The 16,470-nt window shown below is 71.8% G+C and carries 15 protein-coding genes; 3 read left to right on the top strand and 12 right to left on the bottom strand.

All coding sequences use genetic code 11. The features are described from left to right. Positions 1-11 precede the first annotated feature (11 nt). Together HJC40_RS15260 and HJC40_RS15265 are read left to right on the top strand one after the other, a co-directional pair. Positions 12-527 carry a SigE family RNA polymerase sigma factor gene (locus tag HJC40_RS15260; protein ID WP_250001742.1) on the top strand — a complete coding sequence of 172 codons (516 nt, stop codon included), beginning with the start codon at positions 12-14 and terminating at the stop codon, positions 525-527. Further along, positions 517-1,917, top strand: a complete 1,401-nt coding sequence (locus HJC40_RS15265) for a PQQ-binding-like beta-propeller repeat protein (RefSeq protein ID WP_250001743.1) — start codon at positions 517-519, stop codon at positions 1,915-1,917. The genes HJC40_RS15260 and HJC40_RS15265 overlap by 11 nt, the downstream gene beginning before the upstream one ends. Positions 1,918-2,003: 86 nt before the next feature. Here HJC40_RS15265 and HJC40_RS15270 read toward each other — a convergent pair whose 3' ends face one another. From HJC40_RS15270 to HJC40_RS15290, 5 genes are all read right to left on the bottom strand, one after another. Then, positions 2,004-3,083, bottom strand: coding sequence for an amidohydrolase family protein (locus HJC40_RS15270; RefSeq protein ID WP_250001744.1), 1,080 nt, complete (start codon positions 3,081-3,083; stop codon positions 2,004-2,006). Positions 3,084-3,108: 25 nt separating this feature from the next. Next, positions 3,109-3,741, bottom strand: coding sequence for a Uma2 family endonuclease (locus HJC40_RS15275; protein WP_250001745.1), 633 nt, complete (start codon positions 3,739-3,741; stop codon positions 3,109-3,111). Between the two features lie 70 nt (positions 3,742-3,811). After that, positions 3,812-4,378 carry a Uma2 family endonuclease gene (locus HJC40_RS15280; protein ID WP_250001746.1) on the bottom strand — a complete coding sequence of 189 codons (567 nt, stop codon included), beginning with the start codon at positions 4,376-4,378 and terminating at the stop codon, positions 3,812-3,814. Positions 4,379-4,436: 58 nt separating this feature from the next. Next, the gene (gene ffh, locus HJC40_RS15285; RefSeq protein ID WP_250001747.1) at positions 4,437-6,008 is read right to left on the bottom strand and encodes a signal recognition particle protein; all 1,572 of its coding nucleotides are present in this window, start codon (positions 6,006-6,008) and stop codon (positions 4,437-4,439) included. A gap of 98 nt (positions 6,009-6,106) precedes the next feature. Next, positions 6,107-6,337 (bottom strand): hypothetical protein, encoded by a 231-nt coding sequence (locus HJC40_RS15290; RefSeq protein ID WP_250001748.1) that lies wholly within the window; start codon positions 6,335-6,337, stop codon positions 6,107-6,109. A 206-nt stretch (positions 6,338-6,543) separates the two neighbouring features. On the opposite strand from HJC40_RS15290, the gene HJC40_RS15295 reads away from it, so the two are divergent. Next, positions 6,544-8,238 (top strand): stealth family protein, encoded by a 1,695-nt coding sequence (locus HJC40_RS15295; protein ID WP_250001749.1) that lies wholly within the window; start codon positions 6,544-6,546, stop codon positions 8,236-8,238. Positions 8,239-8,344: 106 nt separating this feature from the next. Here HJC40_RS15295 and HJC40_RS15300 read toward each other — a convergent pair whose 3' ends face one another. The 7 genes from HJC40_RS15300 to HJC40_RS15330 are packed head-to-tail and all read right to left on the bottom strand — an operon-like array spanning position 8,345 to position 16,451. Further along, positions 8,345-9,319: a branched-chain amino acid ABC transporter permease gene (locus tag HJC40_RS15300; RefSeq protein WP_250001750.1), complete on the bottom strand. Its 975-nt coding sequence runs from the start codon at positions 9,317-9,319 to the stop codon at positions 8,345-8,347. Beyond that, complete coding sequence (locus HJC40_RS15305; protein WP_250001751.1) at positions 9,316-10,188, bottom strand: branched-chain amino acid ABC transporter permease; 873 nt, start codon at positions 10,186-10,188, stop codon at positions 9,316-9,318. Before HJC40_RS15305 ends, HJC40_RS15300 begins: the two co-directional genes overlap by 4 nt. 4 nt (positions 10,189-10,192) lie before the next feature. Beyond that, the gene (locus tag HJC40_RS15310; RefSeq protein ID WP_250001752.1) at positions 10,193-10,885 is read right to left on the bottom strand and encodes an ABC transporter ATP-binding protein; all 693 of its coding nucleotides are present in this window, start codon (positions 10,883-10,885) and stop codon (positions 10,193-10,195) included. Then, positions 10,882-11,610, bottom strand: coding sequence for an ABC transporter ATP-binding protein (locus HJC40_RS15315; protein ID WP_250001753.1), 729 nt, complete (start codon positions 11,608-11,610; stop codon positions 10,882-10,884). Before HJC40_RS15315 ends, HJC40_RS15310 begins: the two co-directional genes overlap by 4 nt. After that, positions 11,607-12,881, bottom strand: coding sequence for an ABC transporter substrate-binding protein (locus HJC40_RS15320; protein ID WP_250001754.1), 1,275 nt, complete (start codon positions 12,879-12,881; stop codon positions 11,607-11,609). The genes HJC40_RS15315 and HJC40_RS15320 overlap by 4 nt, the downstream gene beginning before the upstream one ends. Then, positions 12,878-14,611 (bottom strand): FAD-dependent monooxygenase, encoded by a 1,734-nt coding sequence (locus tag HJC40_RS15325; RefSeq protein ID WP_250001755.1) that lies wholly within the window; start codon positions 14,609-14,611, stop codon positions 12,878-12,880. The genes HJC40_RS15320 and HJC40_RS15325 overlap by 4 nt, the downstream gene beginning before the upstream one ends. Continuing rightward, positions 14,604-16,451 carry a maleylacetate reductase and hydroxyquinol 1,2-dioxygenase domain-containing protein gene (locus HJC40_RS15330; RefSeq protein ID WP_250001756.1) on the bottom strand — a complete coding sequence of 616 codons (1,848 nt, stop codon included), beginning with the start codon at positions 16,449-16,451 and terminating at the stop codon, positions 14,604-14,606. Before HJC40_RS15330 ends, HJC40_RS15325 begins: the two co-directional genes overlap by 8 nt. Positions 16,452-16,470: the final 19 nt, after the last annotated feature.

The following is a 16,470-nucleotide window of genomic DNA, read 5'->3' on the forward strand; positions in this document are numbered from 1 at the left end:
GGCGGTGCGCAGTGCGAGCAGCCGATGAGTTCGACGAGTTCTACCGGGACACCTCCCGGCGCCTGGCCCGGTACGCGTACGGACTGACCGGTGACCCGGGCGACGCGCAGGACCTGGTGCAGGAGGCCTATGCCCGGGCCTGGCAGCGCTGGCGGCGGCTGGCCGACTACGAGGACCGGGAGGCCTGGCTGCGGCTGGTGGTCACCCGGCTCTCGGCCGACCGGTGGCGCCGCCTGGGCGTACGCCGGGCCCGCGCCGCCGCCGAGCCGCCTCCACCGCACGCTCCCCCACCGTCGGAGGACACCGTGCTGCTGATCCGCGCCATGCGCACGCTGCCGGTCGCCCACCGCCGGGCCCTGGCCCTGCACTACCTGCTCGACCGTTCGGTCGCCGAGATCGCCCACGAGACCGGCTCGTCCCTCGGCACGGTCAAGTCCTGGCTGTCCCGCGGCCGGGCCGGGCTCGCGGCCGCTCTCGGCGACAGCCACCCCACGTTCGTGACGAACGGAGCCGACGATGCCCACTGACCTCGACGACATCTTCGGCTCGCTCGGCCGGCAGGCCGACGGGATCCCGCTGGGCAGCGCCGGGCAGGCCCGGGCGCGCGGCCACCGGCGCAACCGCAACGGCGCGCTGGTCGCGGCGGCCGCCGCCGTGTGCCTGGTCCTCGCCGGCGTCGGCGTGACGATCCGCCCCGACCACCGGGACGACCACCCGGTCACTCCGGCCCCGTCGGCCGGACCGCTGCCGCTCGTGGGCTCGCCGATCGAGTTCGGCCGCACGGTCCCGGAGTCGGGCCCGGCCGTCGCCGCGGGCCGGGTCTACACCTCCTGGCCGGCCGCCGACGGGTCGGTCACAGCGGTCGGCGCCGACCTGCACACGGGCCGGGTCGACTGGAGGGTGACGGGCATGAGGTCCTGGGACGCGCCGGCCGTGTCCCACGGGGTGCGCGCGGTGGAGCAGGGGGTCATGGTCGCGGTCGACGACCAGCTCTACGTGTACGACCCGGCCGGTCAGGACCCGAACGACTGGGTCATGACCGTGGGCGATCTCGACGAGGTCGTGCCGCTCGAGAAGGCCCTGGTCCGCCGGTGGGCGGTGAACGGGCAGGTCGACGCGCACGACTGGCGGACCGGGCGGAAGCTGTGGACGCTGCAGCCCAGTGCCGACCCGGCCGTGCGCGTGCTGGGCGTACGCACCCCGGGCCAGGACCCGGCGGACGAAAGCTTCGCCGACGACCGGGTGCTGGTGGTGACCAAGACCGGCAAGGTGCAGGTCCGCGACGCCGGCAGCGGCGACCTGCTCCGGACGATCACACCGAAATCACCCGCGCAGGCCGGCAGCATGTTCGTCGGGTACGACGGGTGGCTGTACGAGGGCGGGCCGTCGTGCTGCGACACGTCGGCCTACCGCGTGATGGCCATCGATCTGGGCACCGGCGAGTCGTCCGTGATCGTGACCGAAGGGGTGGGACACGCGCTGGGCGGGCTGGACGTCTGCGGCCCCGGCCGGGTGTGCGTGCTCGACCAGCTGGACAACGCCCTGACCTCGGTCTCGGCGATCGACGTGGCGAAACGCCAGAAGGTGTGGACGGTGATCGGCCCGGTCGGCGGGGGCTCGATCTCGTCGGCCGGCGAGACGATGCTGATCGGCGGCGGCCAGACCACCGTGCTGCTCGGCGCCGACGGTGAGTCGCTGTTCCAAAGCAACGCCACCTTCGTCGACTGGCTGGACCGCGAGCGCCTGCTGGTGATGCCGATCAGCGGCGCCGGCACCGTGGAGATGATCGACATCGCCACCCGCAAGCTCGTCCCGCTGGGCACCGTCCCGCAGCTGAGCGACATGTGCGTCCACACGGCCGACCGATTGGCCTGCCCGACCGGCAACGACCTGCGCATCTACAGCCTCAGCGGCTGACCCAGCGGCCTCGGCGAACGACGCGACGCGGCCATGCCTCAGCAGACGACGCGGCGCTTGCCTCAACGGGTGACGCGGCCCTTGCTTCAGCGGATGACGCGGCCCCTGAGGACGATGCGGCTCGGCGCGCGGACCACTCGTAGGTCCGCGCGCGGGTCGGCCTCGTAGACGATCAGGTCGGCCAGGCCCCCCTCGACCAGCCCCGGGAAGCCGAGCCACTCCCGCGCCCGCCAGGACGCCGCGGCCAGAATCTCCTCGGCCGGCAGCCCGGCCTCCTCGAGAATGAGCATCTCCTCGGCCACCAGCCCGTGCTGGATGCCCCCACCGGCGTCGGTGCCCACATAGATCGGCACCCCGGCCTCGTACGCCGCCCGCACCACCGACGGGAACCGGTCACGCAGCGAGACCATGTGATCGGCGTACGAATCGAACTTGCCCCGGGCCCGCTCGGCGATCCCCCCGAACGTCCGAATGTTGATCATCGTCGGCACCAGCGCCGTGCCCCGCCGGGCCATCTCGTCGATCAGGTCGAGCGACAGCCCGGTGCCGTGCTCGACCGAGTCGACCCCGGCCCGCACCATGATGTCGACGCCCTCCTCCGAGAACGTGTGCACCGCCGCCCGCACGCCGGCCTCGTGCGCCGCCTCGACCGCGGCCGCCATGGTCGCCGCGTCCCACGAGGGGGCGAGGTCCCCGGCGTCCCGGTGGAGCCAGTCGCCGACCAGCTTGACCCACCCGTTGCCGACCTTGGCCTGCTCGGTGACGGCGGCCCGCACGTCGGCCAGCTGCTCGACCTCCACGCCGACGTCCCGCAGGTAGCGCCGCGGCGCCGCCACGTGCCGCCCGGCTCGGGCCAGCCGCGGGATGCCGTCCTCGTCGTCGAGCTCCGGATAGGGATAGGGCGATCCCGCGTCGCGCAGCGCCAGCACACCGGCGTCCCGGTCGGTGAATGCCAGCTCGCGCGCCTGATCGAGGCTGGTGATCGGCTTGGCCCCGAACGCGATGCCCAGGTGACAGTGCGCGTCGACCAGCCCCGGCAGCACGAACCCACCGTCACTGATCGTCTCGGCCCCGCCGACCGGCTCGAACGTGACCCGGTCCCCCACCAGCCAGAGATCCCGCACGTCCCCGTCGGGCAGGACAGTCCCCCGCACATGAAATGCCATGGAGACAGTCCTACCCGATCCGCGCCTATCCGCTCCGGCGAGCGCTCCTCAATCGATCCCGCTTACGTGTCCACGCGGGCAGGTCCAGCGTGATCGTCCACGGCTCCTCGATCGTCACGAGGTCGTCCGTGTGGCGCAACTGCCGGTAGAACCCGGCCTCGTGCAGGACGAACTGGGTGAAGGTGACCCGCTCGGCCAGCGGATCGAGGATCCAGTAGAACGGGATACCCGCGTCCGAGTACAGCTTGAGCTTGTCCTCACGATCGAACCTCTGTGAGGACGGAGAGATCACCTCGACGACGATCAGGATGTCGCCCGCCGGGACCGGCGACGTGTCCGGTGCGTCTTCTGACAAGACGACCACGTCGGGCCGCAATTCCGTGCGCGGCGCGACGAGAATCGCCTGCTCGATGTTGAGGACGAATTCCTCGGGGCAGTGCTGGTCGATCGCGAAGCCGACATTCTTGCTGATCATTTGATGCGTGGGCTTGGCATGGGGGGTCAAGACAAGCCTTCCGTCGATCAACTCGTATCGAAGATCCTCAGGAAGGCCGGCCACGTCCTCGACGGTCAGATCGCGCCGTTCGAGCAGGTGGGGGTCGGGAAGCAGGATGGCAGCGGTCATCGATTCCTCCTCGCGGGGATCGCGCTCCACCATACTAGACACCTGACTAGTTGTCGCATGCCGAACCACTCGCGACCGTCGATCGCCCCGGCCACGTCGCAGCCTACTCAGCGAGCAGCGCCGCATCCGGCTGTCCGGCGTACTCGAGGGTCTGCGGCCAGCGGTCGGACAGCCGCGGAAGATCGACAGTGACGGGGAACGGATCGTTCACGGCGAAGACACCGCGGGTGCTCCGCTCGGCGACGAAAGCACCGTCGCCGGCCCGCCGGAACACCGTCAGCGCCGCACCGACCCCGGGCGCCGACTCGAAGACCCAGTAAGCGGAGACATCGCGGTCAGCGCAGGCACGGGATCTCTTCAGGAGATCGGCGAAGAGCCAGCCGGGCTGGACGACGTCGATCACCAACCTGACGTCGCCATCACCGCCGGGTCCCGCGACCGCGAGAGCCGGCGCCGGCATGTCGGCGGCTTCCGGCCAAAGGGACGGACGGGACAGCACCTCAAATCCCTGCGGAGCGGACTCCTTCAGGGCGGCCATCAGCGCGAGACCAGCCAGATCGGTCAGCGGGGCACGGTCCCATACGTCGAGCCGGCCTTCGATCAGCTCGTACCGGCACTCGTCCGGCAGGATCGACAGGTCGTCGACACAGAATTCGACATCGGGCAGCACAAAATTGGCATCCATAGTCGCATGGTACTAGTCATGCGACTATGGGTGAACCTCGTGACTACCGCTTGTCCTTGTCGTCTTTCTGCTGCTTCATGAGCTTGTTGAAGTCGAGGTTGGGCAGGTTGAAGCCGCCCGCTCCGCCGGCGCCGCCGCCCAGGGCGTTCGGGTCGAGGCCCGGCGGCAGCTGGGGCATGCCGCCCGGGAAGCCGGCCGGCAGACCGCCACCGCCGCCACCCGTACGCGGCCGGTTGTTTCCGCCCTTGGTGCCCTTGCGCTTGTTCTTCGGGCTCTTGGTGGCCTTGCGACGGCCGCCACCGGGCAGGCCCATCATGCCGCTCATCTGCTTCATCATCTTCTGCGCGTCGGCGAAGCGGTTGAGCAGCTGGTTGACGTCCATGACCGTGACGCCCGAGCCGTTGGCGATGCGGGCACGGCGGGAGCCGTTGAGGACCTTGGGGTTGGTGCGCTCGAGCGGGGTCATCGAGCGGATGATCGCCGCGACCTTGTCGAAGTGCTTGTCGTCCAGCTCGGCCAGCTGGTCCTTCATCTGGCCCATGCCGGGCATCATGCCCAGGATGTTGGCGATCGGGCCCATCCGGCGCACGGCGATGAGCTGGTCGAGGAAGTCCTCGAGGGTGAAGGACTCACCGGCAAGCAGCTTGCCGGTCATCTTCTCCTTCTGATCCTCATCGAAGGCCTGCTCGGCCTGCTCGATGAGGGTCAGCACGTCGCCCATGCCGAGGATGCGGCTGGCCATCCGGTCGGGGTGGAAGAGGTCGAAGTCCTCGAGCTTCTCACCGGTCGACGCGAAGAGGATCGGCTCGCCGGTCACGTGCCGGACGGACAGCGCGGCGCCACCGCGGGCGTCGCCGTCGAGCTTCGACAGGACCACGCCGGTGATGCCGACGCCGTCGCGGAACGCCTCGGCGGTCTGGACGGCGTCCTGACCGACCATGGCGTCGATGACGAAGATGACCTCGTCGGGGTCGACCGCGTCCCGGATGTCGCGGGCCTGCTGCATCATCTCGGCGTCGATGCCGAGGCGGCCGGCGGTGTCGACGATGACGATGTCCTTGGCGGTGCGCTTGGCCTGCTCGATCGAGTCCTTGGCCACCTGCACCGGGTCGCCCACGCCGTTGCCGGGCTGGGGGGCGTACACCTCGACGCCGGCGCGCTGGCCGAGCACCTGCAGCTGGTTGACCGCGTTGGGGCGCTGCAGGTCGGCCGCGACGAGCATCGGCTGGTGCCCCTGGCCCTTGAGCCAGCGGGACAGCTTGCCGGCCAGCGTCGTCTTACCGGAACCCTGCAGGCCGGCCAGCATGATCACCGTGGGCGGCTGCTTGGCGAACTGCAGCCGCCGGCCCTCGCCGCCGAGGATGGTGATGAGCTCCTCGTGGACGATCTTGATGATCTGCTGCGCCGGGTTGAGCGCCTGGGAGACCTCGGCCCCCCGCGCGCGCTCCTTGAGGTTGAAGATGAAGGCCTTGACCACGGGCAGCGCGACGTCGGCCTCGAGCAGCGCGAGACGGATCTCGCGCGCGGTGGCGTCGATGTCGGCGTCGGTGAGCTTGCCCTTGCCCCGGAGCTTGGTGAAAATCCCGGAAAGGCGGTCACTCAAGGTGTCAAACACGGTGGTCCTTATGTCGGCTGGGCCCGTTGGTCGTCAAGTGGCGCGACCGCTCTAAGCCTAGCCGCCCGCGCTCTAAGCCTAGCGGCCCGCGCGACGGCTCATCGGTTCCGCATGCGGTAGGTCTTCGTGGCCGCCTCGATGCGCCGCTGGGTACGGGTGCCGGGGGCGATCGTCTTCTTGGCCTTGGCGTAGAGGTAGTAGCCGCCACCGACCGCGAGAGCGCCCACGATCAGGTAGAACAGCACGGGGCCGATCAGCGAGCTGACCACCCAGCCGACAACGGCCACTCCGGCGATCAGCGCAACCAGAAATGCCAGGGCCTTACCCATCTCGGCCTCCCCGAGTCGATACGTCGACCTCCACCATGACGCAGCGCGGCAACCTCGCGCATCGGCCGTAACCCTGAGCGCTTCCCCGTAGGGGTGGTCCACGATTGAGTACACCAAAACCGACATAACGGATCGAAGCGGGTGGAGCCGCGCAACTTGCCAACAAGGGTGCCGTTGGGCGGTCCGTGAGTCCCCGGATCCTTCAGTTGACGCCCTGGCCCGTGCGCCGGCGGCTGCTCGGCCAGCTGCAGCGCCGGCTCCTCCCGCTGATCCCCGAGTCCCGTCGCCTGCGGGTGGCCCGGCGGATCGTGCCGCTCGGCCCGCGCCCGCGCCGCGGATCGCTCGCCGACGCGCCGGCTCTGCGGGTCCGCACGGCCGCCGGGCGGGTGACCGCCCGGTGCTCGCTCGACGCCTCCCCCGCGGGCGTGCGCCGGGAGAACCTCGACCGGGTGCTCGATGCCCTGACCAGCGCGGGCATCGACTGGTTCCGCATCCCGGTGGCCGACCTCACGCGTACCGGGGTGGCCGTCGGTGAGGCCGACCGCGAGCGCGCGGTCGGGGTGCTGCGGGCTCTCGACGGCCGGCTCGAGATCGCCGGGCCGGGCGTGCTGCGGTTCGGCCGGCCGGTCACCGACCGGCACGGCCGCCTGGTCCTCGGCCTGGAGTACGGCTGTGAGGTCGAGTTCTGGCGCACCGAGGGCGGCCATCTGGCCGGGCCCCGCCGCAACCCGGTGGCCGACGTGGTCGAGACCGCCGAGCCCGAGATCGTCGTGGCCGAGCCGGTGTTCGGGTCGTTCGGCGCTCCCGGCGGCACCCGCCGCTACCGCACCCGCGAGGTGTTCACGATGGTCAGCCCCGACCGGGTGGCCTTCCCGATCGATGCCGTCTACACCTGGGTCGACGGCGCCGATCCCCGCTGGCGGGCCCGCAAGGCGCGGGCGCTGCGCGAGAACGGCTGGGTGGCCGGTACGAACGAGCAGGCGGCGAACGACTCCCGTTTCGTCTCCCGCGACGAGTTGCGGTACTCGCTGCGGTCGCTGCACGCGTTCGCCCCCTGGATCCGGCACGTCTTCCTGGTCACCGACGGCCAGGTGCCGGCCTGGCTGGACACCACGCGGCCCGACCTGACCGTGGTCACCCACCCGGAGATCTTCGGGGACACCGGGCGGCTGCCCACGTTCAACTCGCAGGCCATCGAGTCCCGGCTGCACCGCGTCCCCGGACTGGCCGAGCACTTCCTCTACCTGAACGACGACGTCTTCCTGGGCCGGCCGGTGGCGCCCGAGATGTTCTTCACGCCGGGCGGGCTGACCCGGTTCTTCCCGTCGGGGGCCCTGGTCGGCTCGGCGCCGCGCTCGGTCGGCGACGCCCCGGCCGACTCGGCCGGCAAGAACAACCGTGAGCTCATCCAGCGCGCGTTCGGGCGGGTGCTCACCCACAAGATGAAGCACACCCCGCACCCGTCGCGGCGCAGCGTGCTGGCCGAGATCGAACTGCGTTTCGCCGAGCACGTGAAGTCGACCGCCGAGCACCAGTTCCGGCATCCCGAGGACATCGCGCTGCTCTCGTCGCTGCAGCAGTACTACGCCTACCTGACCGGGCGGGCCGCACCGGGCCAGATCCGTTACCTGTACACCGATCTGGCCGACCCGCGGACGCCGTTCCACCTGGCCCGGCTGCTGCACAACCGCGACCTCGACGCGTTCTGCCTCAACGACACGAAGTCCGGGCCCGAGGCGGTGCCCGAGCAGGCCGCGCTGCTGGCCGAGTTCCTGCCCGCCTATCTGCCGTTCCCGTCCCGCTGGGAGCTGTCGGCGCCCCGGTCCGGCACGGTGTCGCCGCGCCGGCCGGTGCCCGCCCGCCGGCCCGCCCCGGTCCCGCTGTCGGAAGCCGCCCGATGACGCCCGGCGCTCGCGGAGCGGCGGCCGGCCCGGGGCAGGGTCAGCGGAGCGGCTGACGGTCCCGCGGGCGGGCTCAGCGGAGCGGCTGACGGTCCCGCGGGCGTAGTCAGCGGAGCCGGTAGCCGACGGGGAAGACCTCGCCGGTACGGCCCGACACGACGCCCCACAGGCCCCGCGGAGCCAGCAGCATGACGACGATGCCGACCGCGCCCAGGATGATGAGATAGACCGTGCCCTGGGCGGCCAGGGTCTGCTGGAGCGCGAAGAACAGCAGCGCGCCGAGAAGGGGCCCCTCGATGGTGCCCAGACCGCCGACCACCGCCATGAAGATCATGTAGGCCGACCACTGGACGCTGAAGACGCTCTCGGGCTGGACGGTCAGGGTGTTGAGGCAGACGATCGCCCCGGCCCCACCGGCCCCGGCGCCGGCGATCAGATAGACGAGACGCTTCGCCCGGGTGACCCGTACGCCGGTCGCCGCGGCCGCGCCCTCGTCGTCGCGCACGGCGGTCAGCTGCAGGCCGATCCGCGAGCACAGCAGCCAGTAGACCCCGCCGACCGATGCCACCGCCACGGCCAGCCCGACCCAGTACGTGTAGGCCACCCGGATGTCCGGGTCGTAGGACGACACCGTGGTGAGCGACGCTCCCGACCCCTTGCCGAGCGGCCCGATCTGGGCGGTGATCAGCTTGACCACCTCGGCGAGCACCCACGTGCCGATCGCGAAGTAACCGCCGTGCAGACGGAAGGCCAGGAACGACAGGGGAACGGCGAGCACCGCCGTCAGCACGGCGGCGATCGGCACGGCCAGGAAGGCGTTGACCCCGCCGTGCACCGACAGCGCGATGACCGCGTACGCCCCCACGCCCAGATAGGCCTGCTGGCCCACCGAGACCAGGCCGCCGTAGCCGGCGAGCAGGTTCCACATCGTCGCCAGGACGACCAGCACGAACAGGTCGACCAGCGTGTGGGTCACGTCGGAGGTGACCACGTACGGGGCCGAGGCGAGCACGAGCGCCACGACCACCGCGCCGGCGAGGCCGAGGCGCCCGGCCCGGCCCGAACGCGCGACGGCCGTCATGGCCGCGACCCGGCGGGAGCGAGGATGCCTTGCGGGCGCAGCACGAGCACGGCCAGGAAGACGAGGTGACCGGCCAGCACCGCGTACGCCGGCGAGATCTGGGCGCCCACGGTCTGGGCGACCCCGAGGACGACCCCGCCGGCCAGCGTGCCCCAGAGGCTGCCGAGCCCGCCGATGATGACCGCCTCGAAGGCGAAGATGAGGCGGGCCGGGCCGATCGACGGATCGAACGTCGTGCGCATGCCGAACAGCACCCCGGCCAGCGCGAGCGTGGCGAAGGCGATCGCGGTCGCCACCGCGTACACCTGACGCTGGTCGATGCCCAGGAGCTGGACGGTCTCCCGGTCGTCGCTGGTGGCCCGCATCGCGCGGCCGAAGGCCGTCCGGGCCAGGAAGAGCTGCAGCCCGGCGAGCACGGCGACGGCCAGGCCGAGGCACAGCACCGCGAACCAGCCGACCGACAGGCTCTCGGTCAGTTGGAGGCTGGCGGTGCCGAGCGCGCCCGCGGGCAGCGCCCGGCTGTCCGGTGAGAACGCCTCGAGCAGCGCGTTCTGCAGCACCACGGAGAGACCGAAGGTGACCACGAGCGGGGCCAGCGGACCGGCGCGCAGACCGCGTTCCAGGAGCAGGCGCTGCACCAGGTAACCGAGCACAGCCATGGCCGGCACCACCACGATCAGCGTCACGAACGAGCTCAGGGCGAACGCGTCGATCAGCGCGAAGGCCAGGAACGCGGCCAGCACCGAGAGGTCGCCGTGGGCCAGGTTGACGATCCGCATGACCCCGAACATCAGCGACAGCCCGGTGGCGAACAACGCGTAGAGACCGCCCAGCAGGATGCCCTGGAGGACGGCGTTGACCCAGGTCACAGCCTCACACTCCGAAGTAGGCACGGGTGACCGCTTCGCGGGTCACCTCGGCGGACGGCGCCTCGAGGGCCACGCGGCCTTCGAGCAGGCATTGCACGCGGTCGGCGGCGGCCAGCGCCAGGCCGACGTCCTGTTCGACGATCAGCACGGTGGTACCGGCGCCGATGACGGTGGGCAGGGCCGCGTACAGCTGCCGGACGACGATCGGGGCGAGGCCCAGCGAGACCTCGTCGAGCAGCAGCAGGCGGGGGTTGCCCAGCAGGGCCCGGCCGATCGCGACCGCCTGGGCCTCGCCCCCGCTGAGCAGCGCGGCCGACCGGCGGCGCAGGGCGACCAGATGGGGGAAGAGCTCGTAGACCCGGTCCAGCCGCCAGGGGCCCGGACGCCCGCGGTACGAGCCGAGGCGCAGGTTCTCCTCGACGGTCAGGCTGGGAAAGAGCCGGCGGCCCTCGGGCACCAGGGCGATGCCGAGCGGATAGCGGCGGTGCGCGGGGAGGCCGGTGACGTCGCGGCCGTCGAGGACGATGCGGCCCCGCGCCGGCCGCAGGGCGCCGGCGATCGCCTTGAGCAGCGTCGATTTGCCCGCGCCGTTCGCGCCGATGACCGCCAGGGTCTCGCCCTCGGCCACGCTGAGGTCCACGCCGAACAGGACCTGCGCGTCGCCGTAGCGCACGTCCAGCGACGTCACGGAGATCACGCCGCGAGCTCCGGGCCGAGATAGACGTCCCGGACGGCCGGGCTCGCCAGGACGTCCCGCGGGTCGCCGCGCGCCAGCACCCGCCCGGCGGCCAGGCAGAGCATCTCGTCGACCACCTCGAGCAACGCGTGCACGATGTGCTCGATCCAGATGACGGCCAGCCCGGCGCCGCGCAACCCGGTCACCGTCGCGACCAGCTCGCGCAGCTCCGGCTCGGTCAGCCCGCCGCCGATCTCGTCCAGCAGCAGCAGGCGCGGGCCGGTCGCGAGGGCCCGGGCCAGCTCGAGCCGTTTGCGGTCGAGCAACGGCAGCCGGCCGGCCCCCTCGTTGGCGTGGCGGCGCAGGCCGGTCCGGTCGAGCGCCCCGGCCGCCGCGTCGTACGCCGCGGAACCGCGCAACCCGGCGCCGGCCGACGCCGCCACCAGAGCGTTCTCGAAGACCGTCAGCTCGGCGAAGGGCCGTGGCACCTGGTAGGTGCGGCCGATGCCGAGGCGGCAGCGACGATCGGCCGGCCACCGGCTGATGTCGCGACCGTCCAGCAGCACGGTGCCCGAGGACGGTCGCAGGGTGCCACTGATCAGGTTGAGCAGCGTGGACTTGCCGGCGCCGTTGGGTCCCACGATGCCCAGCGCCCGCCCGCCCTCCAGGTCGAACGTGATGTCGTCGGCGACGACCAGTGAGCCGAAGCTGTGCCGCAGGCCGGCGACGGCCAGCACCGGCGTCACAGCGGCTGGACCTTGCCGGCCACCGGGACCGCGGTCTTGAGCGGGTTGCTGACCACCACCAGGTCGTACGGGTAGGTCGTGCCCTTGCGCCACTGACCGCCGACCAGGGGCGTCTTGGCGACGTTGGGCACGGGACCGGAGGTCCAGTCGACCGGGCCGACGACCGTGTCCAGCTTGAGCGACTTCAGCGCGTCGACGATGCCCTGCCGGTTGTTCGTGGCGCCGGCCGTGGTGACCGCCTTGGCCGCGACCTCGAACAGCGCGTGGACGAAACCGATCGGCTGCGTCCACTGCTTGCCGGTCGCCGTGGTGAAGGCCTGGGCCAGCGCGGCCGCGCTCTGCCCGGTGAGCGAGCTGGTGAACGGGTGGGTCGGCGACCACCACACCTCGGTGCCGAGGTTCTGCCCGAGGTCGCCCAGCGCCTCGATGGTCGACGGGAAGAGCAGCGCCTTGGCGATCGTGGCGATGCGCGGCCGGTATCCCTGCTGGGCGGCCTGTTTCCAGAAGTTGGTGAAGTCGGGCGGCACCACGACGCCGAGCAGGATCTGCGCGCCGCCGGCCTTGAACCGGGCGATCTGGGCCGAGTAGTCCTGGGTGCCGACCGCGAACCGGCCCGGGTCGATGATCGAGTAGCCGTTCTTGGCGACCTCGGGCGGGAAGCCGGTCTTGGCGTCGCCCCACGCGTTGCCGTCCGGGTCGTTCGGGAAGAGCCCGCCGGCCCTCTTGCCGGCCCCGGCCGCGGCCCACATGTCCTGATAGACGGCCTCGACGTCCTCGAGACCCCAGAAGAAGTGGTACGTCCAGCTGAAGCTCTTGCCGCCGATCGCGCCGCCGCGGCCCAGGAACCAGGGCTGCCACGGGGCCACCGTCGAGATGCAGGGCACGCCGTTGGCCTCGCACTGGTCGGCCACCGGGTTGGTGATGTCGGGGGTCGACGACACGAGCATGAGGTCGACCTTGTCCGACAGGATCAGATCGCCGGCCACCGTGCCGGCCCGCCGGGAGTCCGACTGGGCGTCCTTGACCAGGATCTCGACCTTGACGTCGCGGTCGCCCACCCGCAGCGGGTTCTTGGCGAACCAGTCGCGCACCGCGCCCACGACGAAGGTGTCGGCCTCGCCGAAGGGCGCCAGCGCGCCGGTCTGCGGGGTGACGTAGCCGAGTTTGAGGGTGCCCGTCGACGCCGTCGAGTCGCTCTGCTTGATGCCGCTGCTGCAGGCCGAGGTCAGACCGGTCAGCCCGGCCGCGGTGAGCAATGTCCGGCGCTTCACAGCGGCCTCCCCAGCACTCGTTCGAGCGCGGCCCGCACGGTGCTCGCCGGGTCGCCGGTCAGATCGGGACTGCGGAAACAGACGTAGTTGTCGGGCCGCACCAGCACGCAGCCGGAGTCGCCGACCTCGCGCAGCCGGGCCCAGTCGCCGTAGATGTCCTCGTAGTCGGCGCCGGGGCCGATGGTGACCGCGACGACCGGCAGGTCGCGCACTGCCTCGGCCCATTGCTCACCGCCCAGGCCGGTGAAAAGCGTGAAGCGGCCCTGCCCACCGAGGTCCAAGGTGGACAACCGCTCCCGGGAACGGCCGACCCAGGCGTGCGGCAGCTTGGCCCCGGGCCAGGTGGTCGCGTGGTGATAGAGCTCGTCGTCGCGCGGGTTCACCGGCGCCGGCGTGCCGTCGGGCACGATCGCGGCCGAGGCGTAGCGCTGGTCGAGCTCGACGCCGTGGGTGTTGAACTCGTAGTTCTTGAACTCGATGGCCTCGCGCAGCTCCTGACGCTGCTTCTCCGCCGCCGGGGTGGCCAGCTTGCGCGCCGCCATGTTCTGGCGCACCTGGGCGGGATCGTCGGTGGAGAGCAGTCCGAGCGCCTCGAAGATGCGGGTCGTCTCGCCGATGCTGCGGTTGGCCCGGTCGACGACCTGCTTGCCGATCGGCGCCCGCTCGGCCGAGTAGGTGTCGAGCAGCGAGGGATCGGCGACGCCGTCGAGCACCAGGCGCAGCTTCCAGGCGAGGTTGTAGGCGTCCTGGATCGACGTGTTGGAACCGAGCCCGTTCGACGGCGGGTGCCGGTGCACGGCGTCGCCCATGCAGAAGACCCGGCCGTTCTGGTACGTCTCGGCGTACAGGTGATTGACCGTCCAGGCCGCGGAGGACTTGATGGTGACCGGCACCGTGTCGTCGCCGATGAGGTGGTGGGCGATGCGCCGGGCGTAGTCCTCGGTGAGGTCCGGCGGCTCGCCGTTGATGTCGTAGCCCCAGACGATCAGCCACTCGTGCCACGGCCGCACGCAGCGGACCAGGCCCATCCCGATGCCGCCGACGTCCGATCCGGTCTGCAGCACCCAGTAGAGCGTGCTCGGCCGGTACGCCGTGTAGGCCGTGAGGTCGGCTTCGAAGACGATGTTGATGCTGCCCGCGACGCCCATCTGGCCGACCATGGGCAGCCCGATGTCCTCGGCCACCTTGCTGCGGCCGCCGTCCGCGCCGATCAGGTACTTGGCCCGGATGGTGTATTCGTCGCCCCGCAAACGGTCGCGCACCCTGGCCGTGACTCCGTCCGCGTCCTGCGTGAGGGAGAGGTACTCGGTCTGGTAGCGGAACGCCGTCCCCCGGGCCACCGCGGCCGAGGCCAGCACCGGCTCCATCAGGTGCTGCGGCATGTCGCAGATGCTCGACGGCGACGCGAGGGCGTGGTCGGCGAGCCGCGAGGGATGGGTGTACCAGGTGCGCAGGCGGCCCAGCTCCTCACCGGCGAGGCTGGAGCAGAACGGGGTGTCCCCCATCAGGTGCTGCGGCGTGGCCAGGGCGGCGACCTGCTCCTCGAGGCCGGCGTCGCGCAGCACCTCCATCGTGCGCTGGTTGGTGATGTGGGCGCGCGGGGTGTCGGACAGGCGGCTGTACTTGGTGACGACGATGTTGGGCACGCCGTACGTGCTCAGCAGCAGAGCGGCGGCGCCGCCGGCCGGCCCGCTGCCGACGATCAGCACGTCGGTCTCGACATCAGGCATTCGCGGATCCCAATCTGAAGGTGAAGGCGACGGTGCGGCCGCCGTCGGGCCCGGGCGGGAAGTCGACGATCAGCTCGTCCTTGACCCCGAAGACCGCGTCGGAATCGAGATACGGCCCACCGGCGACGAACAGCTGGGTGATCAGGCGCTGATGGCCGGGGGCGCTGATCATGAAGTGCAGATGCGGCGCCCGGTACGGATGCCGGCCGGTCGCCCGCAGCATCTGCCCGACCGGCCCGTCGTCCGGGATCGGGTAGGCCGACGGCAGGATCGAGCGGAACCACAGCCGGCCGTCGGCGTCACCGCGCAGGCGGGCCCGCAGCACCGGCCCCTCCAGGTCGGGCAGCTGCACGTCGTAAAAGCCGTCCTGATTGGACTGCCAGACGTCGACCACCGCGTCCGGCACCGGTCGCCCGTCGAGATCCGTGATGCTGATGTCGGCCCGCAAGGGCACGCCGGGCAGCCCCTCGGCGAGGTCGGTGCCGGACGGGACGGCCGGCGGCCCCTCGACGTAGAACGGGCCCAGCACGGCCGACGGCGTGGTGTCGGGCGAGCGCGAGTTGGTCAGCAGGTCGACCGCGCTGGAGATGCCGAGGGTGTCGCTCAGCAGCACGAACTCCTGCCGGGTGGACGAGCAGAGCTGCCCGGTGCGGGTGAGGAAGTCGATGGCGGTCTTCCACTCGTCCTCGGTGAGGTCGTTGTCGACGACGAAACCGTGCAGCCGTTGCACGAGGTCACCGAGCAACGCGGCCACCCGTGGGTCGGCCGCCCCGGCGAAGCCGGCCACGACCTGCGCGGTGAGCCCGCTCAGGTCGGGCCGGTCGTCGGCCGCGGCCGGGCGGTCGCCGCGCCACGCCTCACCCAGCAGTCCGAGGGCGTCGGGCGCGGCCGCCCGGGCCGCGACCGTGGGCAGGTCGGCCTCGGCCAGGCCCAGCTCGACCAGCGAGCCGGGGGCGCCGAGCCGGGTGGCCAGGTCGAAGACGGCGGTGGGCGCGTCGGTCGCGCCGAGCGCGGTGGCGATCCGGCGCATCGCCTCGGGTTCGGCGGCGGCGTGGTGGGCCATCACGTGCGACAGCAGCACCGCGTGCGTCTCGGAGTGCGGCAGCCCGAACGAGCCGCCCAGGACGTGACACAACTTGTGGTGCAGCCCGGCCCCGGCGGCGCCGAGACAGAGCCCGGCCAGCCAGGCGCCCACGAGCGCGTCCGCCCGGGCGTCCCGGTCGGCCGGCCGGTCGGCGATGAGCGGCAGCGCGCGAGCCAGCCGGGTGATCGCCTCCAGCGCGAAGCTGTCCACCACCGGGCCGGCGCGGTGCGCACAGAGCGCCTCGACGGCGTGCGCCATGGCGTTGAGCCCGCTGGTGACCGAGAGGCCCACCGGCAACCCGAGGGTGAGGTCGACGTCGTAGAGCACGGTCGCCGGCACCAGGGCCGGGTCGCTGCGGGTGCGCTTCGTCCCGCCCGCGGTCTCGCCCACGATGGGGGTCATCTCCGAGCCGGCGTACGTGGTCGGGACCGCGATCTGCGGGAGGCCGGTGCGCGCGGCCAGCGCCTTGCCCAGGCCGGTGCTCGACCCGCCGCCGACCGACACCAGACAGTCGGCGTCGTGCGCGGCGACCACCTCGAGGGCGCGCTCGCTGACCTCGATCGGGGTGTGCATCACGACGCCTTCGAAACGGGCCACGGCCAGCGCGCCCAGCACCCCGGCGGCGTGGTCGGCCCGCCGGCCCAGCACGAGCACCCGGGTGGCGCCGAGCCGTTCCGCCTCCTCGCGGAGCCGGACCAGCGTCCCGGCCCCGAAGATCACCCGAGAGGCGTGCGCGGTGTACTCGAAGGACTCCACGCGCCCCAGTGTGTGGGTC

Source organism: Actinoplanes sp. M2I2 (assembly GCF_023544445.1).
GTDB lineage: Bacteria > Actinomycetota > Actinomycetes > Mycobacteriales > Micromonosporaceae > Actinoplanes.